Annotated in this window: 21 protein-coding genes and 1 tRNA gene; 14 read left to right on the top strand and 8 right to left on the bottom strand. The window is 65.5% G+C overall.

The annotated features are described in order from the left end of the window. The first annotated feature begins 59 nt into the window (after positions 1-59). The 5 genes from PAF18_RS05720 (at position 60) to PAF18_RS05700 (ending at position 6,755) form a co-directional block, all read left to right on the top strand. Positions 60-1,226 carry a hypothetical protein gene (locus tag PAF18_RS05720; protein ID WP_271117645.1) on the top strand — a complete coding sequence of 389 codons (1,167 nt, stop codon included), beginning with the start codon at positions 60-62 and terminating at the stop codon, positions 1,224-1,226. 7 nt (positions 1,227-1,233) lie between these two features. Next, on the top strand, positions 1,234-2,427 hold the full coding sequence (locus PAF18_RS05715; RefSeq protein WP_271117644.1) for an aminotransferase: 1,194 nt from the start codon (positions 1,234-1,236) through the stop codon (positions 2,425-2,427). Between the two features lie 55 nt (positions 2,428-2,482). Continuing rightward, a complete protein-coding gene (locus tag PAF18_RS05710; RefSeq protein ID WP_271117643.1) occupies positions 2,483-4,477 on the top strand; it encodes a peptidylprolyl isomerase in 1,995 nt (664 codons plus the stop codon). Positions 4,478-4,480: 3 nt separating this feature from the next. Continuing rightward, positions 4,481-5,995, top strand: a complete 1,515-nt coding sequence (gene trpE / locus PAF18_RS05705) for an anthranilate synthase component I (RefSeq protein WP_271117642.1) — start codon at positions 4,481-4,483, stop codon at positions 5,993-5,995. Positions 5,996-6,110: 115 nt separating this feature from the next. Further along, the gene (locus PAF18_RS05700; protein WP_271117641.1) at positions 6,111-6,755 is read left to right on the top strand and encodes an SDR family NAD(P)-dependent oxidoreductase; all 645 of its coding nucleotides are present in this window, start codon (positions 6,111-6,113) and stop codon (positions 6,753-6,755) included. A gap of 76 nt (positions 6,756-6,831) precedes the next feature. On the opposite strand, the gene PAF18_RS05695 is transcribed toward PAF18_RS05700, so the two are convergent. From PAF18_RS05695 to fabI, 4 genes are all read right to left on the bottom strand, one after another. Continuing rightward, entirely contained in the window at positions 6,832-7,806 is a 975-nt protein-coding gene (locus PAF18_RS05695) for a PRC-barrel domain-containing protein (protein WP_271117640.1), read from the bottom strand. Between the two features lie 156 nt (positions 7,807-7,962). Next, positions 7,963-8,469 (bottom strand): xanthine phosphoribosyltransferase, encoded by a 507-nt coding sequence (gpt, locus tag PAF18_RS05690; RefSeq protein WP_271117639.1) that lies wholly within the window; start codon positions 8,467-8,469, stop codon positions 7,963-7,965. A gap of 8 nt (positions 8,470-8,477) precedes the next feature. After that, a complete protein-coding gene (locus PAF18_RS05685) occupies positions 8,478-9,131 on the bottom strand; it encodes a LysE family translocator (protein WP_271117638.1) in 654 nt (217 codons plus the stop codon). Beyond that, positions 9,088-9,924 carry an enoyl-ACP reductase FabI gene (fabI, locus tag PAF18_RS05680; protein WP_271117637.1) on the bottom strand — a complete coding sequence of 279 codons (837 nt, stop codon included), beginning with the start codon at positions 9,922-9,924 and terminating at the stop codon, positions 9,088-9,090. The genes PAF18_RS05685 and fabI overlap by 44 nt, the downstream gene beginning before the upstream one ends. A gap of 58 nt (positions 9,925-9,982) precedes the next feature. Between fabI and pdxH the strand changes: the two genes are divergently transcribed. From pdxH to PAF18_RS05655, 5 genes are all read left to right on the top strand, one after another. After that, positions 9,983-10,627, top strand: a complete 645-nt coding sequence (pdxH, locus tag PAF18_RS05675) for a pyridoxamine 5'-phosphate oxidase (protein ID WP_271117636.1) — start codon at positions 9,983-9,985, stop codon at positions 10,625-10,627. Between the two features lie 173 nt (positions 10,628-10,800). Beyond that, on the top strand, positions 10,801-11,364 hold the full coding sequence (locus PAF18_RS05670; RefSeq protein WP_271117635.1) for a cold-shock protein: 564 nt from the start codon (positions 10,801-10,803) through the stop codon (positions 11,362-11,364). Next, on the top strand, positions 11,364-11,855 hold the full coding sequence (locus tag PAF18_RS05665; RefSeq protein WP_271117634.1) for a DUF192 domain-containing protein: 492 nt from the start codon (positions 11,364-11,366) through the stop codon (positions 11,853-11,855). The genes PAF18_RS05670 and PAF18_RS05665 overlap by 1 nt, the downstream gene beginning before the upstream one ends. Positions 11,856-11,896: 41 nt before the next feature. After that, positions 11,897-11,973, top strand: a tRNA-Pro gene (locus PAF18_RS05660). A gap of 141 nt (positions 11,974-12,114) precedes the next feature. Further along, positions 12,115-13,134 carry an LLM class flavin-dependent oxidoreductase gene (locus tag PAF18_RS05655; protein ID WP_271117633.1) on the top strand — a complete coding sequence of 340 codons (1,020 nt, stop codon included), beginning with the start codon at positions 12,115-12,117 and terminating at the stop codon, positions 13,132-13,134. 84 nt (positions 13,135-13,218) lie between these two features. On the opposite strand, the gene PAF18_RS05650 is transcribed toward PAF18_RS05655, so the two are convergent. After that, a complete protein-coding gene (locus PAF18_RS05650; protein WP_271117632.1) occupies positions 13,219-14,190 on the bottom strand; it encodes a pirin family protein in 972 nt (323 codons plus the stop codon). An 88-nt stretch (positions 14,191-14,278) separates the two neighbouring features. Here PAF18_RS05650 and PAF18_RS05645 point away from each other — a divergent pair, with 88 nt between their 5' ends. Continuing rightward, positions 14,279-16,552 carry an FdhF/YdeP family oxidoreductase gene (locus tag PAF18_RS05645; RefSeq protein WP_271117631.1) on the top strand — a complete coding sequence of 758 codons (2,274 nt, stop codon included), beginning with the start codon at positions 14,279-14,281 and terminating at the stop codon, positions 16,550-16,552. Positions 16,553-16,638: 86 nt separating this feature from the next. Further along, positions 16,639-17,736, top strand: a complete 1,098-nt coding sequence (gene ychF / locus PAF18_RS05640) for a redox-regulated ATPase YchF (RefSeq protein ID WP_271117630.1) — start codon at positions 16,639-16,641, stop codon at positions 17,734-17,736. A gap of 17 nt (positions 17,737-17,753) precedes the next feature. On the opposite strand, the gene modC is transcribed toward ychF, so the two are convergent. Genes modC through modA form a run of 3 tightly spaced genes read right to left on the bottom strand, consistent with a single transcriptional unit; the run spans position 17,754 to position 20,293 of the window. Further along, a complete protein-coding gene (modC, locus tag PAF18_RS05635) occupies positions 17,754-18,839 on the bottom strand; it encodes a molybdenum ABC transporter ATP-binding protein (protein ID WP_271118066.1) in 1,086 nt (361 codons plus the stop codon). Continuing rightward, positions 18,836-19,534, bottom strand: a complete 699-nt coding sequence (modB, locus tag PAF18_RS05630) for a molybdate ABC transporter permease subunit (protein WP_271117629.1) — start codon at positions 19,532-19,534, stop codon at positions 18,836-18,838. Before modB ends, modC begins: the two co-directional genes overlap by 4 nt. Positions 19,535-19,546: 12 nt before the next feature. After that, positions 19,547-20,293, bottom strand: coding sequence for a molybdate ABC transporter substrate-binding protein (gene modA, locus PAF18_RS05625; RefSeq protein ID WP_271117628.1), 747 nt, complete (start codon positions 20,291-20,293; stop codon positions 19,547-19,549). Positions 20,294-20,382: 89 nt separating this feature from the next. Between modA and PAF18_RS05620 the strand changes: the two genes are divergently transcribed. Together PAF18_RS05620 and PAF18_RS17580 are read left to right on the top strand one after the other, a co-directional pair. Continuing rightward, the gene (locus PAF18_RS05620) at positions 20,383-21,531 is read left to right on the top strand and encodes an AGE family epimerase/isomerase (RefSeq protein WP_271117627.1); all 1,149 of its coding nucleotides are present in this window, start codon (positions 20,383-20,385) and stop codon (positions 21,529-21,531) included. Positions 21,532-21,763: 232 nt separating this feature from the next. Then, the gene (locus tag PAF18_RS17580) at positions 21,764-22,360 is read left to right on the top strand and encodes a molybdopterin-dependent oxidoreductase (protein WP_491899799.1); all 597 of its coding nucleotides are present in this window, start codon (positions 21,764-21,766) and stop codon (positions 22,358-22,360) included. Positions 22,361-22,371 lie beyond the last annotated feature (11 nt).

Genomic DNA, 22,371 nt, shown 5'->3' with positions numbered 1-22,371 from the left:
TATAGATGTGCGAAATGGTCCGGCGGGGCAAGCCGCCGGGCGCAGGAAATGGAGCAGGGATGGCGAGATCTGACGGATTCGGGCGCGGTATTCTGCATGGCGGGCTGATCGGCATCGCCGCTCTGGCAGGGTTGTCGCTGGCCCTGCCGGTGCCGCGCGGCGATGGGCGCGACGCGCTGCCTGCGCTCGATCCGCCCGAGGAGACGGTCGCTGCACCCGACACCTCTGACGCCGGTGACACAGGCAGCGCGCAGGATATAGCGCCGGAAGACATCCCCGCCATCGGGACGGACGCCGCCGCCGATGCAACGCCCGATGCTCCGGAGAATACAGTGACGCCCGCGCCAGACAGCGCGAGCGAAGACAGCGATGCCGGACAGGCTAGCAATGCGGCTCCCGCGACCGAGATGGCGCCGCCCGCCGGATCGGAATTCGCCCGCGCCGAGGATCTGCCGCCGACGGTGCCGGGGGTGGGCGCGGCACCGGACACGCCCGATCTTGCCGAAGCGCCCGTCGTCGCCGCCCCCGCCGCCGAAACCGCGCCAGAGCTGGCCACTTTGCCGGCGGATCGCCCTGAAACTCTGGACCGGACCGATATTCCCGAAGCTGCCGCCGACAGCGCTCAGACGGCGCCTGCCGCGCCGGATGCCGAGACCGCGCGTCCGGCTGCGGCGTCGCTGCCCGAGCGCGTGGCTGAGCCGGGACCGGATGCCGGGCTAGATGCGGAATCGCGCGAGGCTCCCGAAGCTCCGCAGCCCGACCCGGTCGCTGAGGAGACAGGCGATGCGGCGACCGAAGGCTCGGGAACCGCGGCGCAAGCCACGCGGGGTTCGCCGCCGAGCCTCGTGACGCCCGACTCGACGCGCGAAACCGTGCCAGAAGCGCCCCAGCCTGCCGGGGCGGATGCGGCCGACAGCATTGATGCCGAACCCGAGGCGGCAGATGCAGAGGAGCCAGACAGCGCAGCAGCGGCCATGCCGACAGAGCCTGTTCAGCCCGACACAACCCCGGCGGTGACGCTGTTGCCCGCGACCGGCGCGGCAACGCCAGCCGAGACCGACGACGCCGAGGGCGACGCTGCCGAAGCACCCGCCAGCGCGCCGGCCAGAGATGCCGCCTCCGCCGACACGGACGCGGCTGACCCCGGCACCCCCACATCGGATTCCGCAGCCGAACGCCCCTCGCTGTCTGCGCCCGATCTCGGCATTCCAAGCATTTCCTTCTGAGGCTGCCATGACGCCGACAAACCCCGCCCTTGCCACGACCTTCGCGCCTCCGGTGATGGAAGCGCGGCGCTGGCTCGCCGGCGCCGAGTTTCCACCCGACCGTCCGCTGCTGAATGTCAGCCAGGCCGCCCCGGTCGAGCCGCCGCCCGAGCCGCTGCGCCGGGTCATTGCCGAGGCGGCGATGATGCGCAACGAGGCGCATCTCTACGGTCCGGTCCTCGGCAATGACGATCTGCGCGAGACGCTTTCCGCCAGCTGGTCGCGCTTTTACGATCACCCCGTCGCCCCGGACCGGGTTGCGATCACGCAGGGATGCAATCAGGCCTTCTGTGCGGCCATTGCCTCTTTGGCCGGTGCGGGGGATGAGGTCATCATCCCGGTGCCGTGGTATTTCAATCACAAGATGTGGCTTGACATGCAGCAGATCCGCGCCGTGCCGCTTTGCTGCGGGCCGGACATGGTCCCGCGTGCCGGGGATGCGGCGGCGCTGATCGGACCGCGCAGCCGCGCCATCGTGCTGGTCACGCCGAACAACCCGACAGGCGCCGAATACCCGGCAGATACGCTGCGCGAATTCTATGAATTGGCCCGCGCGCATGGTCTGGCGCTGATCGTTGACGAGACCTATCGCGATTTCGACAGCCGTGACGGCCCGCCCCATGACCTGCTGCGCCAGCACGGTGCGGAGGAGACGCTGATCCAGCTTTACAGCTTTTCCAAGGTGTTCCGACTGACCGGGCATCGCGTCGGTGCGCTGATCACCGGACCGCAGAGGCTCGCAGAGATCGAGAAATTTCTCGATACGGTGGCGATCTCTACCGGGCAGCTCGGTCAGATCGCGGCGGAGTGGGGCTTGCGCAATCTGACCGGCTGGGTGGCCAGTGAACGGCAAGAAATCCTCGGGCGGGCCGATGCGATGCGGGAGGCGACGCGGGATCTGCCCGGCTGGAAGCTGCTCTCGGCCGGGGCCTATTTCGCCTGGGTCGAGCATCCGTTCGATCAGGGGGCGGAGGTGATCGCGCGCCATCTGGTCCGCGAGGCCGGCGTGCTGATGCTGCCGGGAACGATGTTCATGCCCGATGGCGAGGGTCGGCAGGCGATGCGCATCGCCTTCGCCAATATCGACCGACAGGGCATCGCCACGCTGACCGCGCGGCTGGCCGGGTTCAGCCGCAACGGGGCCGCTAACGCGCGCACTTGAAGCGCGCGTCGCGCGCCCCTACAACCGCTGCCGAACGCTTAGAAGGATATGACGCATGAGCAGCCTGCGCACCAAGGGCAAATCGACCATTGTCTGGATCTTGATGGGGCTGCTGCTGCTTGGTCTGGGCGGGTTCGGGGTCACCAATTTCTCGGGCGGTTCAACCGAGATCGGTTCGGTCGGCGCGACCGAGATCGACGCGCAGAGCTATGCCCGCGTGCTCGACAACCAGCTGACCGACCTGGCCCGGCAGACTGGCCAGCGGATGAGCATGGATGAAGCGCGCAGCATGGGCGTGACCCGCTCGGTGCAGGCGCAGCTTTTCACCTCGGCGGCGCTTGAGGAAGAGGCGCGTCAGGCGGGCGTCTCGGTCGGCGATCGCAACGTGGCCGAAGCGATCACCGGCGCGGGTGCGTTTCAGGGGCCGGGCGGGTTCGACCGCGCCGCTTACGCCGAGGTGCTGCGCCGCGAGGGCCTGTCCGAGGGCGAGTTCGAGGACGATGTCCGCGCCGACCAGTCCAAGCTGATCCTTCAGGATGCCGTCGTGTCCGGCGTCGAGGCGTCTCCGGCGCAGGTCGAGCGTCTGGTCGAATGGACGCTCGAGCAGCGCGACGTGTCATGGATCGAGCTTACCGAGGCGGATCTGACCGCGCCGGTCAGCGAACCGGATGAGGACACGCTGCGTGCATGGCATCAGGCCAATGAGGACCGCTTCACCGCGCCAGAGATCCGCAAGATCAGCTATGCCTGGCTGACGCCAGAGATGCTGGCCGGCTCGGTCGAGCTGGATCAGGACGCGCTGCGCGATCTCTACGCGTCGCGGGCCGATGAATACGATCAGCCGGCGCGGCGTCTGGTCGGGCGGCTCGTGTTCGAAAGCGAAGAGGCGGCGCAGGCGGCGCGGGATCGCATTGATGCGGGCGAGGCGAATTTCGAGACCATTGCCGGGGAGCGCGGGCTGAGCCTTGCCGATACCGATCTGGGCGAGGTCACCGAGGCCGGGCTGGGCGCTGCGGGCGGCCCGGTCTTTGCGGCCGAGGATAACGGCGTTGTCGGGCCGGTCGAGACCGATCTGGGCCCGGCGCTGTTCTCGGTCAATGCGATCCTCGATCCGGTGAGCATCAGCTTCGAGGAGGCGCTGCCCGATCTGCGTGCCGAAGCCGCCGCCGACCGCGCCCGCCGGGTCATCGCCGATCAGGGGCCCGGCATCGAGGATCTGCTGGCCGGCGGCACGACGCTGGAACAGCTTGCCGAGGAAACCGAGATGGCGTTCGGTCAGATCGACTGGACCGATGAGAACGAGCCGGTGCCGGGTGAGATCGGCGGTTACACCGCGTTCCGCCAGCAGGCCGCGGCGGTCACGCAGGAGGATTATCCCGAGCTGTTCGAGCTGGATGATGGCGGGATCTTCGCGCTTCGGCTGGATGAGATCGTGCCGCCGACGCTGATCCCCTTCGAAGAGGTGCGCGACCGCGTCGCCGAGGACTGGGCACAGGCCGAGGCACGCCGTCAGCTTGTCTCGATCGCCGAGGAGATGGAGGTGCAGGCCGTGGCCGAAACCATCCCTCAGCCCGATGCGGTGACGGTGCGCGACGGGGATGCGGATGCAGCCGGGGAAAGCGCGACGGCCAGCCCGGCGGAGGGCGAAGGATCACAGTCCGGTCAAGCCGCCTCGGGCGGCGCGGCGGAGCCTGCCGCTGCATCCGAGACCATCGCGGCGCCGCAAAACTGGATCACCGAGAAAGGTCTTTATCGCGACGGCTATGTCGAAAACGCGCCGGCCTCGCTGGTCCCCGAAGCCTTCGCGCTCGATGAGGGTGAGACCGAGATCCTCGAGGATGGCAACCGCGTGGCGCTGATCCGCGTGGACCGGATCATCCCCGCCGATCTGGAGGGGCAGGTCGCGGCCGATGCCACGGCCAGGTTGCAGCAGCGTATGAACGGGTCGTTGCAAACCGATATTTTCGATTATTACGCCCGCGCCATACAGGCCGAGAACGGGATCTCGATCAACCAGTCGGCGGTGGCCGCCGTCGAATCGCAGATGTGAGCGATGCGCATTTCTCCGGATTTCGAGGCGTTTCGCCCGGGCTGGGACGAGGGCCGCAACCAGCTTCTGACGATGCGGCTCGCCGCTGATCTGGACACGCCTGTCAGCCTGATGCTGAAACTCGCCGAGGCGGCGCCGAACAGTTTCGTGCTGGAAAGCGTGACCGGCGGCGAGGTCCGGGGACGCTATTCCATCGTCGGGATGCGGCCCGATCTGATCTGGGAATGCCGCGCCGGACAGGCCCGGATCAATCGCGAGGCACGCTATTCCGATAGGTTTGCCGATGACGATCGCCCCGCTCTGGATAGCCTGCGCGCGCTGATCGCGGAAAGCCGGATCGAGATGCCGGATGATGTGCCTGCCGCGGCGGCGGGGCTGTTCGGCTATCTCGGCTATGACATGATCCGGCTGGTCGAACATCTGCCGGATGTGAACCCGGACCCGCTCAACGTGCCGGATGCGATGCTTTTGCGGCCTTCGGTCGTGGCGGTGCTGGACGGGGTGAAGGGCGAGGTCACTCTTTGCGCGCCGGTCTGGCACGACAGCGCGATCAATGCCCGCGCCGCCTATGCCCAGGCGGCAGAACGGCTGGCCGAGGCGCTGCGCAGCCTTGACCGGATGCCGCATGAGCCTCGCGAGATGGGCCGCAGCCACGACATCGGCGCGCCGCGTTCGAATTTCACCCATGAGGGCTACAAGCAGGCGGTCGAAAAGGCAAAGGACTATATCCGCGCCGGCGACATCTTCCAGGTCGTGCCGGCGCAGCGTTGGGCGATGGAGTTCCCGCTGCCGCCGTTTTCGCTGTATCGCAGCCTGCGGCGCACGAACCCGTCGCCCTTCATGTTCTTCCTCAATCTCGAACCCGAAGAAGGCGGCTTCCAGATCGTCGGTGCCAGCCCCGAGATCCTCGTGCGGCTGCGCGACGGCGAGGTCACCATCCGGCCCATCGCGGGCACCCGTCCGCGCGGCGGGAACGAGGCCGAGGACCGCGCGCTCGAGGCCGATCTGCTGGGGGACCAGAAAGAGCTGGCAGAACATCTGATGCTGCTCGATCTGGGCCGCAACGATGTCGGGCGCGTGGCCAAGATCGGCACGGTGCGCCCGACCGAGAAATTCGTGATCGAGCGCTATAGCCATGTCATGCATATCGTCTCGAACGTCGTCGGAGAGCTGCGCGAGGGCGAGGATGCGCTGTCGGCATTGCTGGCCGGATTGCCCGCGGGGACGGTTTCCGGCGCGCCAAAGGTCCGTGCCATGCAGATCATCGACGAGCTGGAGCCTGAAAAGCGCGGCGTCTATGGGGGCGCGGTCGGGTATTTCGCCGCGAATGGCGAGATGGATATGTGCATCGCGCTGCGCACCGGCGTCATCAAGGACCGGCAGCTTTACATCCAGTCGGGCGGCGGCGTCGTCTATGACAGCGATCCCGAGGCCGAATTTCAGGAAACCGTCAACAAGGCCCGCGCGCTGCAACGTGCCGCCGAAGAGGCCGCGCGCTTCGTGCGTGGCAATGGCTGACGGCACGCCCCCGGTAGTCCCGCATCACGGATTGCAGGCGCTGCGTTTCTTCCGCAGTCTGTAACCCTGCGCGGGATGGCCTGGCCATGACCGAAATCACGGAAGGAGGCAGGGGATGCGCATTCTCATCACGGGTGCCAATCGCGGCATTGGCGCGGGTCTGAAAGCGGCCTTCGAGAAACGGGGCGATGAGGTGATCGGCACCAGCAGGGGCGGCGGGGACGGGTTGTTGCGCTGCGATGTGACCCAGCCGGAATCGGTCGCCGCGCTTCGCGACGCTGTCGGGGCTGACGGTCTCGACCTGCTTATCTGCAATTCGGGGGTCTATCTGGACAAGGGCGCACCGCTGGAAGGCGGCTATGATGCCCAGATCTTCCAGCAGAGCTTTGCGGTGAATGCGACCGGCGTGTTCCTGACCATCGAGGCGCTGCTGCCCGCCTTGCGCGCGGCCAAGGGACGGATCGCGATCCTGTCCTCGATGATGGCTTCGGATTCGCGGGCGCCAGGTGGGAGCCTTGCCTATCGGGCCTCGAAGGCAGCGGCGCTGAATCTGGGGCGAAACCTGGCGCGCGAACTGGAAGGCTGCGGCATCGCGGTCGGGATTTATCACCCCGGCTGGGTCCGCACCGAGATGGGCAGCCAGGCGGCGGATATCTCGGTCTCGGAATCTGTGGCGGGTCTGGTGCAGCGTTTCGACGCGCTGAGTCTGTCGGATACGGGCTGTTTCGAATCCTATGACGGGCAGCGCCTGGAGTTCTGAGCCGCACGGCAACCAAGACGCAACGCAAAAAGGGCGGCCCAGGGGCCGCCCTTTCGCATTCGGATCATCGCAGCGGTTACTGGGTGGTTTCCGCTTCGGTTTCCGTCTCGGCTTCCATGGCCGCATCGGCTTCCGGTGCGGTCTCCATGGCGGCGTCGCCTTCCATACCAGCGTCACCTGCGGCCGGTGCCGGGGCAGGGGCCGCCTCACGCTCGCGGAACACGTATTCCGGCGCGGCTTCGGCCTCTTCCTGCGTCAGCTCGGTGGTGATCTCTTCCGCGTCATAATTGACGGTCAGCTGATCCCACGGCACGGCAATCTGCTTTTCACCGATCCCGAGGAAACCGCCAACGCCGATGATCGCAGCGATCATGGAGCCATTTTCGGTGTCGAGGATCAGGTCGTTCACATCGCCGATGCTGTCGCCATCGGGCGACGTCACCGAAGCGCCGGTGATCCAGTCAACGCGCAGCTCGTTCATCGACTGCTCGCGAGCGATCTTGTCGCTATTCGCCATTTCGGCTTCCAGAGCGGCCTCTTCAGCGTCTTCGGCAGCAGCTTCCGCGTCAACGGCTTCGGCGTCGGCCTCCATGGTGTCGGCTTCCATGGTTTCAGCTTCCATGGTTTCCGTTTCAGCGGCATCGGCCTCGGTCGTCTCGGCGTCCATAGCGTCGGCAGCCTCGTCGCCGGCTGCGTCCGCGGCGTCGGCGGCCTCATCCGCCGCATTATCGGCCGATGCAGCCGCGTCTTCGGCGGCGTTTTCGGTCGCGTCGGCGGCGTCGTCAGCAGCTTCACCCGCCGCATCAGCCGCGTCGCCTGCCGCGTCAGCCGCATCACCCGCAGCATCGCTGGCCGCATCAGCAGCGTTACCGGCAGCGTCGCTGGCCGCGTCGGCAGCGTCACCGGCAGCGTCGGCGGTGGCTTCAGCGGCGTTTTCCGTCGCCTGCGCCGTGTTTTCGACCGCCTCTTCAGCAGCATTATCGGCTTCCTGAGCGATGGCGAAACCGGACAGCGGCAGCACCAGAGCAGTGGTCAAAAGAATCTTACGCATGTGATTATCTCCTCAAGCGTTTTGACGAGCACCGAGCCGGCGCCCGCATCACGCAGACAATCCGCACCGGGCAGTTTTGGTTCCGGGCTTGACAAATTATTGAGCGGCGGATTTCCGCCGAAGCCATCCAGGTTTGACGCCCGTTCAGCCGAATGCTCAGTCGTCGCCGCGATAGGGCCGCACATATTGCAGCGCCATGTCCCACGGGAAAAAGATCCATGTGTCCTGACTGACTTCGGTCACATAGCTCTGCACCATCGGCTTGCCCTTGGGCTTGGCATAGACGGTGGCGAAATGCGCCTTGGGATACATATCGCGGATCAGTTCGAGCGTGCGGCCCGAATCCACCAGATCGTCGACGACGAGAATGTCCTCGCCATCCTTCATCAGCCCGGCATCCGGTTCCTTCAGCACCTGTAGATCGCCCTGACCCGCCGAGGCCGCCACACCGCGATAGGATTTGACAGAGATCGTGTCGATGGTGCGGATATCCAGCTCACGCGCGACAATCATCGCCGGGACCATGCCGCCGCGTGTCACCGCCACCACTGCGCGCCAGTCCGTGCCGTCAAGCCGCCAGGCAAGTGCGCGGGCGTCTCGGTGCAGCTGATCCCAGCTGACATGGAATCCCTTTTCATGCGGGAGGCGGTCTTTATCGGTCATGGTCCCTCTCAGTTCTTGAAGATCAGCAGCGCGGCCAGCACGAACAGCGTCAGCGCCGCAGTCCGGTCGATCCAGAATTTCGCGCCAAAATAGCGCCGCCGCGGCCCCGCTGTCGACATGCCAATCGTCACCACCGCGTACCAGAACAGCTCGGTCGAGAGTGCCGTTGCGTAAATCGAGGCCTGGCGGGGCAGGGTCAGTTCACCGGGGAAAAGTTGCAGGATGAGCGTGGCATAGAACAGCGCCGGCTTGGGATTGGCGAGATTCAGCAGCACCCCGCCCATGAATCCGCGCCCGAAGCGCTTCTCGGCGGCCTCCGGCAGCGGATCGGGCGCGCTGCGCCAAAGCTGGAAGGCGATCCAGCCGATATAGATGCCGCCGAGGATCTTCACGCCGTGATAGATCTGCGGATGCGTCTCGAAGATCAGCGCCAGCCCGGCCAGCGCAAAGAGGCACCAGAGCGAGGCGCCGAGCGCAAGCCCCAGCCCGAAGGGCAGGGCGATATCCCGCCCGCGCGAAAAAGAGGTCTGGATCGCGGCGACGATGGCCGGTCCCGGCGACAGCAATGCGACCGTTATCAGCCCGATCAGCGCCAGATAGGGTTGCAGCCCGTCCAGATCAGCCGTCCTTGCGCCCCGACACCACGTCGATATCCGGCGCATCGACGGCTTTCATGCCGACCAGATGATAGCCTGCATCGACGTGATGCGTCTCGCCGGTGACGCCGCTGCCCAGATCGGACAGCAGATACAGCGCGGAGCCGCCGACCTCGTCCTGTGTGACATTCCGCCGCAACGGCGAGTTCAACTCGTTCCATTTCAGGATATAGCGGAAATCCCCGATCCCGGATGCGGCGAGCGTCTTGATCGGCCCGGCACTGATCGCGTTGACGCGGATGCCGTCCTTGCCGAAATCCTCGGCGAGATAACGGACCGATGCCTCGAGCGCGGACTTGGCAACGCCCATGACATTGTAATGCGGCATGACACGTTCGGCGCCATAATAAGTCAATGTGACCATGCTCCCGCCTGCCTCCATCAGCGCTGCCGCGTGACGTGCGGCCATGGTGAAGGAATAGACAGAAACATCCATCGTTTTCAGGAAGTTGTCGCGCGTTGTTTCGGCGTAGCGTCCGCGAAGCTGGCTCTTGTCCGAATAGCCGATGGCGTGGACGAGAAAGTCGAGCTTGCCCCATTCCTGCGCCAGCGCCTCGAACATCCGGGCGACCGTTTCCTCGTCGGTGACATCGCAATCGAAAAGCTGAGTGCTGCCCAATTCGCGGGCCAGCGGCTCGGCCCGCTTCTTCATCGCCTCGCCCTGATACGAGAGCGCGATCTCTGCCCCCTGATCGGAGAGCGCCTTGGCGATTCCCCAGGCAATCGACTTGTCGTTGGCCAGACCCATGATGAGTCCGCGCCGCCCCGACATCAGCCCTTGGCCTTCGCTGCTTGACATGCCCCTCTCCGTCTTACCTTTTTGGCAGGATTAGGCCAAAGAGTGAGGGGCATCAAGCATGAGCGCGCGCGAGGGGATATTCGCCGGCGACGATCCGTTCGGGATCGCACGGCAATGGCTGAGCGAGGCCGAGGCCTCGGAACCCAACGATCCGAGCGCCATCGCGCTGGCGACGGTGGATGAAAACGGGATGCCAGATGCCCGCATGGTGCTGCTGAAGGAAATCGAGTCGCATGGCAATGGCGACGGCGCTTTCCTGTTTTATACGAATTACGGCAGCAGCAAATCGCGCCAGATCGCGGCGACCGGGAAGGCTGCCTTCGTGATGCACTGGAAATCGCTGCGCCGCCAGATCCGGGTGCGTGGCACGGTGACCCGTGAAGAGGGTGAACAAGCTGATGACTACTTTGCGAGCCGGGCGCTTGAGAGCCGCATCGGGGCCTGGGCATCACGGCAGAGCCAGCCAATCGAATCGCGGGACGCGCTGCTGCGTGAGGTTCGGGCCCAGGAGACCCGCCAAGGCACCAACCCAGCGCGACCGCAATTCTGGGGAGGGTTCCGGATCTCGCCTCTAGAAATCGAGTTCTGGGGTGACGGCGCGTTTCGCTTGCATGATCGCTTCCGTTGGACCAAAACGGCATCCTCAGCCGACTCGCCTAAGGCTGGGCAAACCACTTGGAAAGTGGAGCGATTGTCTCCGTAGAAAGATGTAAAAGCGTATATGATTGAAATGTATGGGCTGAAAGCGTCTTTACGTAGCGTCAAGTAATCTATGTTAATGGGGACTACGCGGATTAGTTATGTGACAATTTCGGTGGTAGAGTGACTCTGGGTGTGCCGCCGGGGTTCGCGTCGGGGCAAACTTAAAGCAGTGGTATGACGATAGCAGACGACAGTTTGGTTACCGAGGTCAGCGGGTCGATAAAGTGGTTCGATCCTGCACGCGGATTCGGCTTCATCATCAGCGATGAGGTCGGGCCGGACATTCTGCTGCACACCAATGTCCTGCGGAATTTCGGACAGGGTTCGGTGGCTGACAGGGCGCGGATCACCGCGCTTGTCCAGCACACCGCGCGCGGGCTGCAGGCAGTGAAGATTGTGTCAATCGAGCCGCCGGAAGGCGATGGCGGGCCGCCGATCAGCGACCTGGCCGATACACCGCCCGAAAAGCTCGCCGAGCTGCCTTTCCTTCCGGCTCGGGTCAAATGGTTTGACAAATCGAAGGGCTTCGGTTTCGCCAATATCTTCGGTCAGTCGGGCGATGTCTTTCTGCATTGCGAGGTGCTGCGGCACTCGGGTCTTTCCGATCTCGGCGTGGGCGAGGCCGTCGCCTTGCGGGTCGTCGACGGAAGGCGCGGCTTGATGGCGGCGCAGATCGCACCCTGGGAGAAGGGCAGCAGCGCCGCCGAAGACGAGGCAGAGATGGAAGACAAAGGCTGATGGCCATGAATGCCCGCCAGCTCGCGTCGCTTATGCTGGCGGTGTTGCCGCTGCCGCTTTGGGCGGCGCCGCAATGCGATCCGGGGCAGGCCATCTTTCCCGACGCCGATGTGAGCGTCGCGGTCGAGATCGCCGATGACCCTGGCGAGCGTGCGCAGGGCCTGATGAACCGAGAAGAGCTGGCCCCCGACTCGGGCATGTTGTTCATCTATGAATCCCCGCGTGAGGCGTCGTTCTGGATGAAGAACACGCTGATACCGCTGGATATGATCTTCATGGATGAGACCGGCACGATCCGGCATATCCACGAAAACGCGCAGCCGCGTGATCTGACCCCGATTCCCGGCGCCACGCCCGACGACCCCGACCCCGAGCGGCTGATGGTGCTGGAGGTGGATGGCGGCGATGCCGCGCGTCTGGGGCTGAAAATCGGTATGGCGATGGCGCATCCGCGGCTCGATCCGGATCTTGCCGCCGCGCCGTGCCAATAGGGCTTTCCCCCCGCCGCATCTGGCGCTAGAACCTCTTGCGTCGGGGCGTGGCGCAGCCTGGTAGCGCGACGGTTTTGGGTACCGTAGGTCGTAGGTTCGAATCCTATCGCCCCGACCATCCCTTGATCCGCATCATCGACGGCAACCGCCCTGGCGCGGGCGCAGCCCTGCCATGCGCGGCTTGAAGCGAGAGGGGCGCAGTGACTACATCCTGCGCAACAGGGCCGGAACAGGTCGGTCAGATATTCGGAGCAAGCTTATGAAGAAGATTGGTTTTCTGTCCTTTGGCCACTGGTCGCCAGAGCGCGGCTCTCAGGTCAAGACCGCCTCGGACGTGCTCACCCAGTCGATCGAGCTGGCCGTCGAGGCCGAGAAGCTTGGCATCGACGGGGCCTATTACCGCGTCCATCATTTTGCCCGTCAGCTCGCCTCGCCATTCCCGCTTCTGGCGGCGGTCGGGGCGCGGACCTCGTCGATCGAGATCGGCACGGGCGTGATCGACATGCGCTATGAAAATCCGCTCTATATGGTCGAGGATGCCGGCGCGGCGGATCTGATCTCGGGCGGGCGGTTGCAGCTGGGGATCAGCCGGGGCTCGCCAGAGCAGGTGATCGATGGCTGGCGCTATTTCGGCTATCAGCCGCGCGAAGATGAAGATCACGCCGCGATGGCCCGCCGTCATGCGGCGGTGTTCCTGAAACAGCTCGAAGGCGAAGGCTTCGCACAGCCCAACCCGCAGCCGATGTTCCCGAACCCGCCCGGATTGCTGCGCCTGGAACCGCATGCGCCGGGTCTCCGCGAGCGGATCTGGTGGGGCGCGGCCTCGGACGCCACGGCACGTTGGGCCGCTGAGATGGGGATGAACCTGCAAAGCTCGACGCTCAAAACCGACGAGACGGGCGAGCCGTTCCATATTCAGCAAGCCAATCAGATCCGCGCCTATCGCGAGGCGTGGAAGGCGGCGGGGCATGAGCGCGAGCCGCGCGTTTCGGTGAGCCGGTCGATCTTTGCGCTGATGACGCCCGAAGACCGGATGTATTTCGGACGCGGCGGGAAAGAGCAGGATCAGGTCGGGATCATCGACCGGACCCGCTCGATCTTCGGGCGCGGCTATGCCGACGAGCCTGACAAGCTGATCGAGCAGCTACTTGCGGATGAGGGCATCGCAGAGGCCGACACGCTGCTTTTGACGGTGCCGAACATGCTGGGCGTCGAATATAACGTGCATGTGCTCGACAGTATCCTGCGCCATGTCGCGCCTGCGCTCGGCTGGCGCTGAGCTGAACGAAGCGATGCGCCCGGATTTTTTCCGGGCGTTTCCTTTCAAATTAAGGGGTTAAGCCAAAAAAATTTCGCGCGGCGCTCAGTCTCGTTTCTGGGCCGCGCCACTGCCGCGTATCACCTCTGGCGCGGGGACATATTCCTGCTTGTCGTCCACCGGCAGATCGAACTGGCCTTCGCCCCAATTCGCTGCGCGCCATTCCTCGCGGGCGTGGCGGATCTTGTCGCGGCTCGAGGCGACGAAATTCCACCAGATATAGCGCGGGCCGTTCATCGTCGCCCCGCCAAGCGCCATCAGCCGCGCGCCTTGCGGGCCGGCGGCGACGGTGATGCGGTCGCCGGGGCGGAAAATCATCATCCTTCCCGCCTCGAATTCGTCCCCCGCAACCGTGATCGAGCCTTGCGTGACATAGATGCCGCGATCCTCGTGATCGTCCGGCAGGGGGAAGCGCGCCCCGGGGGCGAGCGTCACATCGAGATAGAATGTGTCCGAATATAACGTCGCCGGGGCTTGCGCGCCGTAGGCGTGGCCGAGGATCAGCCGCGCCTCGATCCCCTCAGCCTCGAAATGCGGCAGTTCGGTCTTGCCGTGATGTTCGAAGATCGGCTCCATCTCTTCGCGCTCTTCTGGCAGGGCGATCCAGGTCTGAATGCCGAACAGGCTATGCGGCCCGCGCCGCGCCTGGGCAGAGGTGCGTTCGGAATGGGTCACACCCTTACCCGCGACCATCCAGTTCACCGCGCCCGGCAGGATCACCTGATCGGTGCCGATACTGTCACGATGGTGGAAATCGCCCTGATAAAGATAGGTCACAGTCCCCAGCCCGATATGCGGATGCGGGCGCACGTCGATGCCTTCGCCGGTCAGGAACTCTGCCGGGCCGGCCTGATCGAAGAAGATGAACGGCCCCACCATCTGCCGCTGCGGAGCGGGCAGGGCGCGCTTGACCTCGAAGCCGCCAAGATCGCGGGCACGGGGCACGATCACCGTCTCGATGGCGTCGAGCCCGATTTCGTCGGGATTGCCGGGTGTCAGGGTGGGATTCCAGCTCATGCCGTGCTCCTTGCCACGTGGCGCTGCGGTGCTGGTCAGACAACGCCACATATGCTTAGCTGGTTCAAACCGATGAAAGCCGCGCGCCATGCAAGACGACACACCGCACAAGCCCTATAAAAGCCCCGCCGGTGGCTGGGGCGCCGCCGCCGCAACGGCGAAAGTGCTGATTGAACAGAGCGTTGTCAGAAAAGGTTCGCGCGCCCTTCTGGAGATGAACCAGCCCGGCGGGTTCAAATGTCCGAGCTGCGCTTTTCCCGACCCGGCGCATCGCAAGAAGCTGGAATTCTGCGAGAACGGCGTCAAGGCGCTGGCTCACGAGGCGACGCGGCATCGCATCACCCGCGACTTTTTCGCGCAGCACAGCGTCTCCGAACTCTCCGCGCAGAGCGATTACTGGCTGGAGATGCAGGGGCGGCTGACCGAGCCGATGCGCTATGACAAGGCGAGCGATCATTATGTGCCGGTGTCATGGGATGACGCCTTTGCGTTGATCGCCCGTCATCTGAACGCGCTCGACGATCCGAACCGGGCAGAGTTCTATACGTCGGGCCGGACCCCGAACGAGGCGGCATTCCTGTTCTCGATCTTCGTGCGCGAATTCGGGACCAATAACTTCCCCGACTGCGCCAATATGTGCCACGAGCCGACCAGCCGGGGCCTGCCCGCCTCGATCGGGATCGGCAAGGGCACGGTGGTGATGGAAGATTTCGATCACACGAAGGCGATCTTTATCTTCGGGCAGAATACCGGGACCAACTCGCCCCGCATGATGGCCAATCTGGTCGAGGCGCGCAAAAGGGGTGTGCCGGTGGTGGCGGTCAATCCGCTGCCGGAACGCGCGTTGATGCGGTTCGCCGATCCGCAGAACCCCGCACATATGGCGACGTTTCAGGCGACCGACATCGCGACGGAGTTCGTTCATGTGAAGGTCGGCGGCGATCTGGCCCTGCTGAAGGGCATCATGCGGGCGCTGTTCGAAGCCGATGCGGCGGGCGAGGCGGTGCTGGATCACGATTTCATCACCGCGCACACCCACGGGATCGAGGCGCTGAGGGACGACATTCTGGCGCAGGACTGGGCCAAGATCGTCGCCGCTTCGGGCATCGCGGAAGATCAGATCCGCGCGCTGGCCCGGATCTATGCCGCCTCGGAAGCCTCGATGTTCTGCTACGGCATGGGGCTGACCCAGCATCAGAACAGTGCCGAGCTGTTGCAACAACTGGCCAATCTGCTGCTGCTGCGCGGCAATTTCGGCAAGCGGGGTGCGGGGATCGTGCCCATTCGCGGTCACTCCAACGTGCAGGGCGATCGCACCGTCGGAATCGACGAGAAGCCGACCGAGACCTATCTGGATCGGGTCGAGCAGGTGTTCGGCTTTTCGCCGCCGCGCGCGCATGGCCACAACGTGCTTGAATGCCTCTATGCGATGGAATCCGGCGAGGCACGGGTCTTCATCGGCATGGGCGGCAACTTCATCCGCGCGGTGCCCGACACGCCCCGCGCCGAAGCGGCGATGCGCGGCATGGATCTGACCGTTGGCATTGCCACCAAGCTGAATCGCGGGCATCTCGTGCATGGCTCCGACGCGCTGATCCTGCCGGTGGTGCCGCGATCCGAAATCATCCGCACCGTCAAGGGTGAGCAATTCGTCACGATCGAGGATGCGATGTGCAATGTCACGGCCTCGCGCGGCCCGCTGGAACCGGCGGCCCCGGATCTGCTGCCCGAGGTCGAGATCGTTTGCCGCATGGCCATGGCGACGCTGCCCGACAGCAAGCTGCCCTGGGCCGAGTTCATCGAGGATTACGACCTGATCCGCGACCGGATCGCGGATGTCTATCCGGGACTCTTCAAGGATTTCCGCAGCCGGATCAGGGCGCCGGAAGGGTTTCATCTGGATGTGCCGCCGCGCCGCCGGGAATGGAACACCGAGACAGGGCGGGCGAATTTTCTTGTCTTTGCCGGGCTCGATACCGATGAGCCGGTCGCCGAAGAAGGCATGCTGAGGCTGGCGACTCTGCGCTCGCATGACCAGTTCAATACGACCATCTACAGCCATAACGACAGGTATCGCGGGGTCCGGGGCGACCGAATGGTGCTGTTCATGAATGCCGAGGACATGGCAGAGCGGGGCATCGCCAAGGGCGCCTCTGTGGCGGTCGAGACGATCAGCGCCGACAACCGGTCTCGGCGCGTCGCAGGGCTGAGCGCCATTGCCTATCCGCTGCCGCGCGGCTCGGTCGCCGGATATTTCCCCGAGCTGAACCCGTTAATGCCGTTCGAGCATCATGACCGCATGACCGGGACTCCTGCGGCGAAGTCGATCCCGGTGCGGGTGGCGGCGGCGGTCCGGCCCTGAACGCTGCGCGCAGCCGGTGGCTGGACCTCGGCCCTCGCGGCGCGTAAAGACCCGGCCAGACCGAAACCACCGCACGGGATCGAGACATGGGTTTTCGCATGGGGATCGTCGGGCTGCCGAATGTCGGCAAGTCCACGCTGTTCAACGCGCTCACGCGCACCGCAGCCGCGCAGGCGGCAAATTTTCCTTTCTGCACCATCGAACCCAATGTGGGCGAGGTGGCGGTGCCGGATCAGCGGCTCGACAGGTTGGCAGGCATTGCCAAATCCAAGCAGACCATCCCGACCCGGATCACGTTCGTCGATATTGCGGGCCTCGTGAAAGGGGCCAGCAAGGGCGAGGGTCTGGGCAACCAGTTTCTTGCCAATATCCGCGAGGTGGACGCCATCGCCCATGTGCTGCGCTGCTTCGAGGACGGTGACGTCACCCATGTCGAGGGCCGCGTGGACCCGCTCGCCGACGCCGAGACCATCGAGACCGAGTTGATGATCGCCGATCTGGAAAGCCTCGAAAAGCGGCTGGCCAATCTCGCGCGGAAAATCAATGCGGGCGACAAGCAGGCCAAGGAAGATGCGCGGCTGATGAACGCGGCGAAAGAGGCGCTGGAGGCAGGCCGACCGGCACGCACGGTCGAGATCGCCGAGGATGACCGCAAGGCGTGGACCATGCTGCAATTGCTGACCGCGAAGCCGGTGCTCTATGTCTGCAACGTGGCTGAGGACGAGGCTGCGACCGGCAATGACTATTCGGCACAGGTCGCGAAGATGGCCGAAGAGCAGGGCGCGGGCCATGTCGTGATCTCGGCCAGGATCGAGGAAGAGATCAGCCAGCTCGACGCCGAGGAAGCCGAGATGTTCCTTGGCGAGATGGGGCTGGAAGAGGCCGGGCTGGACCGGCTGATCCGCGCCGGATACGAGCTGCTTGGGCTGCAGACATATTTCACCGTCGGCCCCAAGGAAGCCCGCGCCTGGACAATCCGGCAGGGCACGCTTGCCCCGGCAGCGGCGGGGGTGATCCACGGCGATTTCGAGCGCGGTTTCATCCGGGCCGAGACCATCGCCTATGACGACTATGTCGCCGGCAATGGCGAAGCGGGCGCGCGCGAGGCGGGCAAGCTGCGGGTCGAAGGCAAGGGCTACGAGGTCAAGGACGGCGACGTCCTGCATTTCCTCTTCAACGCCTGATCGGCGCGGCGGCGCATTCAGCCGCGCGCCACCTCGGCAATGGATACGGTCTTGAGGATCGCATAGACGCGGCAGCCCGGTTCCAGCCCGAGCGCGCGCAGCGAGCGCGGCGTGATCCGCGACAGGATCGCGGTGTTCTCGGCCAGCCGGACCTGAACCAGAACACCGCCGGGCCCATCGGTTTCGATCCGCGCCACATGGCCCTCGAACAGGTTCAGCGCCGAGATCCGATGCGGCTTTTCGGTCGCGAGCATCACCTCTTGCGCCAGAACCCGGACCCGGACCGGGGCGCCCGGCTTCAGATCAGGTCGCGCCACCCATATCGGCCCCGCCGGGCCTTCCAGCCGAGCCAGCCCGTCCGGCTCTTGCGCGGCGACCCGCGCCGGGATCAGCGCCCCGGTCTCGCGCCCCAATGCGGCGCCGCTCGCCGGGTCCGACAGCAGTTCGGCCACCGTGCCATCGGCGGTGACGCGACCCTGATCCAGCATCACGACCCGGTCGGCGAGACGGGAAATCTCGGCGACATTGTGGCTGACATAAAGGATCGGAAGTCCCAAGTCGCGCAGCGCTTCGAGATAGGGCAGGATTTCGGCCTTGCGCGCCTCGTCGAGCGCGGCGAGCGGTTCGTCCATCAGCAGCAGCCGCGGACCGGACAGGATCGCGCGGCCAAGCGCCACGCGCTGCCGCTCTCCGCCCGACAGCGCGCCGGGACGCCGGTCCAGAAATGCGCCGATCCCCAGCAGATCGACGATCTCTGTGACGCGCCGGTCATCGGGGCGGTCCGCGCGCGGGGCGAAGCGGCGGCCATAACCGAGATTGCCGCGGACGCTCAGATGCGGGAACAGCCGGGAATCCTGAAACACATAGCCAATCCGGCGCATCGCCGGCGGCACGAAGATCCCGCGCGCCGTATCGGTCAATATATCGGTGCCAAGACGGATAACTCCGGCATCCGGGCGCATCAGCCCGGCCACCGCGTTGACCAGCGTCGTCTTGCCCGCGCCGGAACGGCCGAACAGCGCCGTGACGCCCGATCGTGCCTGAAACGCTGCCTCCAGCGTCAGACCGTCGAAGCGGTGGCGGATATCGACCGAGAGATTCATCGGCCCGAAATCCGTCTTGCCACGGCGCGCCCGGCCCATTCCGCAGCGATCAGCGCCAACAGCGCGATGGACAGCGACACCAGCACCAGCCGGACCGCCTGCGCCTCTCCGCCCGGAACCTGCAATTGCGCATAGATCGCGGTAGGCAGCGTCTGGGTCTGGCCGGGAATGTTCGACACAAAGGTGATCGTCGCGCCGAACTCGCCGATGGCCTTGGCGAAGGCGACGATGCTGCCTGCAAGGATGCCGGGCAGGATCAGGGGCAGGGTGACGGTGGCAAAGACGGGCAGCGCGCGCGCGCCCAGAGTGGCGGCGGCCTGTTCCAGCTTCGGGTCCACCGCGTCGATGGACAGGCGGATCGTGCGCACCATCAGCGGAAAGGCCATCACCGCTGCCGCCAGAGCCGCCCCGGTCCAGCGAAAGGCGAAGCTGACGCCGAACCACTCGGCCAGCGGAGCGCCCAGGACGCCCTGCCGCCCGAAGGCGATCAGCAGCAGATAGCCGGTGACGACCGGTGGCAGGATCAGCGGCAGATGCACCGCCATGTTCAGCACCTGCCGACCCGGAAAGCGCCAGCGCGACAGCGCATAGGCGACGAGGATCCCCAGCGGCAGGCTGAGCGTCACCGCCCAGAAGGCCACCCGCAGCGAGAGCGCCACCGCCTGCCATTCCTCAGGGGCGAGCCAGCCCGCCATTATGCCCCGCGCTCAGTCAAGCGGCGCGAACCCGTGCGCGGCAAAGATCGCGTCCGCTTCATCTTCCGAAAGCGCCGCGAAGAACCCTGCCGCTGCATCCGAAGCGCCGTCGAGCAGCGCGGCGGGATAGGTGATCGGCGGGTGGCTGTCCTCGGGGAATGTCCCGGCCAGATGAACGCCCGCTTCGGCCTTGGCGTCGCTGGCATAGACGATCCCGAAACCGGCCTCGCCCCGGGCCACGAGCGCGAGTGCGGCGCGCACATTATCGGCCTGCACCACCTGCGGTGCGACCGTATCCCACAGCCCGAGACGGTCGAGCGCCGCCTTGCCGTACTGGCCCGCCGGAACCGCCTCCAGCAGACCCATCGCCAGCTTTTCGGCGCCGATAAGGGCGGCGAGATCCAGATCCGCGCCGATCTCGACCGGCGCCACTCGGTCATGGGCGATCAGCGCCAGCCGGTTGCCCAGCACATCGCGTCGCCTCCCGGCCGTGCTCAGCCCGGCCCCTTCGACGGCATCCATCCAGCCAGGATGGGCCGAGATGAAGATCTCGGCCGGCGCGCCCGCGACGATCTGTCGGGCCAGAAGCCCGGACCCGGCATAGGAAATCGCGATCTCATCGCCGGTCTCGGTCTCATAGGCCACGGCGACCTCATCGAGCGCGTCCTTCAGCGACGCGGCTGCAAATACGGTGATCTGCGCCGCCGCCGCCGGGACCGCAGCGACAAGCAGCGTCGCAAGCGCGGCAAGCAATCTCATGAGCGGAGCCCCCTGATGATCCGCCGCACATATTGACTGTTCGTGACAGACAGGCAACCCATCGGACAACAACGATGCTGGAGGCGCGTATGACCGGATACGGAACCGAATGGTGCCGCGCACAGGCGATGCGCCTGCTGGAATTTCATGCCCCTGCGCTGAACCCGGCAGGCGGTTTCTACAAGCTGGCAACGGATGGCACGCCCTTGCCCGACACCACCCGCGAGCTGCACGAGACGACGCGGATGATCCACGCCTATGCGCAGGGTGCGCGGCTCGGTTTTGCCGGGGCAGAGCGGATCATGGATCACGGGATCCGATTTCTTTTCGAGGGTCATCTCGATCTGGTGCATGGCGGGTTCTGGTGGAGCGTCGATGATGCCGGTCCGGTTGATCGCCGCAAGCAGGCTTATGGTCACGCTTTCGTTTTGCTGGCCGCGGCTTCGGCGGCGCAGAGCGGCCATCCCGATACGTCGCGACTGCGCGAAACGGTGATGACGGTGCTGCGTGGCCGGTTCTGGGAGGACCCTCCCGGCGCGGTGTCGGACATGTTCGAAGAGGACTGGACCGGCGCGCCGGATTATCGCGGCGGCAACGCCAATATGCATCTCACCGAGGCGCTCATCGCGGCCTATCGGGCCTGGGGTGACACGGCGGATCTGGAGATGGCGCGGTCGATTTCCGGCTTCATGATCGACCGTCACGCGCGCGCCCAAGGCTGGGTCGTGCCCGAGCATTTCACCCCGGATTGGAGGATCGACCGGAATTTCGCCGGCGACCCGATGTTCCGCCCGCCCGGCACAACGCCGGGCCATGCGATTGAATGGGCGCGGCTGATCCTAGAACTGCGCGAGGCTGGCAGCGCGGCGGCGCGGGATGACTGGACGGTCGGGGCGGCGCGGGCGCTGTATGACCGCGCCCTGCGTACGGCGTGGCTGCCCGAGGGCGGCTTTGCCTATACGCTCGACTGGCAGGACGGCATCGACAACCGGCGCCGCCTGTGGTGGCCCGTGGCCGAGGCGGTGGCGGCGGCCAATACGCTGCACCAGCTGACGGGCGAGCAACGCTACCAGACCGATGCGCATCGTTTCTGGCAGCATCTCGACCGCCATCATCTCGACCACGAGCGCGGCGGTTTCTTCGCCGAGATCGACGGCAACAGCGCGCCGGTCGAGACGCTGTTCCCCGGCAAGCCCGACATCTATCATGCCATGACGGCCCTGGTTTCGGGGATCTGAGCAGCAGCGAAAAGGTTCCGCGCGCGCCGATACAGCGCCGCAGCGTGGCGAAGCGGCCACAGCACAAACCGCGCGCCCCACCGCCAGCCCTGCATCGCCTGCCATGCGGCGCGACCGGATGCCGCATCCGGCGTCGCGCGGGGGACGGACAGATGTCATCTCCATTGACATTTTACCGGGCGCGTCGGAACCTGTCTTTACCAAACTTCGGGTAGGCAAATGGGAGGTGACCATGAATATCGACCTCTCGCGGCGCAGTTTTCTGAAACTGGCAGGCGCGGGTGTGGTGGCGACGTCGCTGGGGTCTATGGGCTTCGGCGAGGCTGAGGCTCAGGAACTTGCGCATATCAAGCCGTTCCGCCTGGCGACGCTGACCGAGACCCGCAACACCTGCCCGTATTGCTCGGTTGCCTGCGGCATCATCATGTATTCCGAGGGCGACGCCCGTGAGGGCCAGGCTGAGCTGATCCATATCGAAGGCGATGTGGACCATCCGACGAATCGCGGCACGCTCTGCCCGAAGGGCGCGGCGCTGAAGGATTTCGTGAAATCCGACACGCGCCTGACCGAGCCCAGGATCCGCCGCCCCGGCAGCGCCGAGTTCGAGCCGATCAGCTGGGACGAGGCGCTCGACCGCATCGCGCGGGCCATGAAGGACGACCGCGACGAAAACCTCGTGCAGTTCAACGAGGACGGGGTGCCCGTCAATCGCTGGACCACCGCCGGGGTCCTGGCAGCCTCCGCCACGACGAACGAAACCGCCTGGGCGACCTTCAAGGTCATCAAGGCGATGGGGATCGCGGGATTCGATAACCAGGCGCGCGTCTGACACGGACCGAC

This window comes from Paracoccus sediminicola, from assembly GCF_027912835.1.
In the GTDB taxonomy this organism is placed as follows: domain Bacteria; phylum Pseudomonadota; class Alphaproteobacteria; order Rhodobacterales; family Rhodobacteraceae; genus Paracoccus; species Paracoccus sediminicola.
Note: the sequence above shows the minus strand (reverse complement) of the source record. Positions and strands in the feature narration are given on the sequence as shown.

Bases quoted from the DNA above. Each gene is read 5' to 3' on its own strand.
- PAF18_RS05720 (WP_271117645.1), top strand. From the start codon at position 60: ATGGCGAGATCTGACGGATTCGGGCGCGGTATTCTGCATGGCGGGCTG.
- PAF18_RS05715 (WP_271117644.1), top strand. From the start codon at position 1,234: ATGACGCCGACAAACCCCGCCCTTGCCACGACCTTCGCGCCTCCGGTG.
- PAF18_RS05710 (WP_271117643.1), top strand. From the start codon at position 2,483: ATGAGCAGCCTGCGCACCAAGGGCAAATCGACCATTGTCTGGATCTTG.
- trpE (WP_271117642.1), top strand. From the start codon at position 4,481: ATGCGCATTTCTCCGGATTTCGAGGCGTTTCGCCCGGGCTGGGACGAG.
- PAF18_RS05700 (WP_271117641.1), top strand. From the start codon at position 6,111: ATGCGCATTCTCATCACGGGTGCCAATCGCGGCATTGGCGCGGGTCTG.
- PAF18_RS05695 (WP_271117640.1), bottom strand. From the start codon at position 7,806: ATGCGTAAGATTCTTTTGACCACTGCTCTGGTGCTGCCGCTGTCCGGT.
- gpt (WP_271117639.1), bottom strand. From the start codon at position 8,469: ATGACCGATAAAGACCGCCTCCCGCATGAAAAGGGATTCCATGTCAGC.
- PAF18_RS05685 (WP_271117638.1), bottom strand. From the start codon at position 9,131: ATGCGCCGGATATCGACGTGGTGTCGGGGCGCAAGGACGGCTGATCTG.
- fabI (WP_271117637.1), bottom strand. From the start codon at position 9,924: ATGTCAAGCAGCGAAGGCCAAGGGCTGATGTCGGGGCGGCGCGGACTC.
- pdxH (WP_271117636.1), top strand. From the start codon at position 9,983: ATGAGCGCGCGCGAGGGGATATTCGCCGGCGACGATCCGTTCGGGATC.
- PAF18_RS05670 (WP_271117635.1), top strand. From the start codon at position 10,801: ATGACGATAGCAGACGACAGTTTGGTTACCGAGGTCAGCGGGTCGATA.
- PAF18_RS05665 (WP_271117634.1), top strand. From the start codon at position 11,364: ATGGCCATGAATGCCCGCCAGCTCGCGTCGCTTATGCTGGCGGTGTTG.
- PAF18_RS05655 (WP_271117633.1), top strand. From the start codon at position 12,115: ATGAAGAAGATTGGTTTTCTGTCCTTTGGCCACTGGTCGCCAGAGCGC.
- PAF18_RS05650 (WP_271117632.1), bottom strand. From the start codon at position 14,190: ATGAGCTGGAATCCCACCCTGACACCCGGCAATCCCGACGAAATCGGG.
- PAF18_RS05645 (WP_271117631.1), top strand. From the start codon at position 14,279: ATGCAAGACGACACACCGCACAAGCCCTATAAAAGCCCCGCCGGTGGC.
- ychF (WP_271117630.1), top strand. From the start codon at position 16,639: ATGGGTTTTCGCATGGGGATCGTCGGGCTGCCGAATGTCGGCAAGTCC.
- modC (WP_271118066.1), bottom strand. From the start codon at position 18,839: ATGAATCTCTCGGTCGATATCCGCCACCGCTTCGACGGTCTGACGCTG.
- modB (WP_271117629.1), bottom strand. From the start codon at position 19,534: ATGGCGGGCTGGCTCGCCCCTGAGGAATGGCAGGCGGTGGCGCTCTCG.
- modA (WP_271117628.1), bottom strand. From the start codon at position 20,293: ATGAGATTGCTTGCCGCGCTTGCGACGCTGCTTGTCGCTGCGGTCCCG.
- PAF18_RS05620 (WP_271117627.1), top strand. From the start codon at position 20,383: ATGACCGGATACGGAACCGAATGGTGCCGCGCACAGGCGATGCGCCTG.
- PAF18_RS17580 (WP_491899799.1), top strand. From the start codon at position 21,764: ATGAATATCGACCTCTCGCGGCGCAGTTTTCTGAAACTGGCAGGCGCG.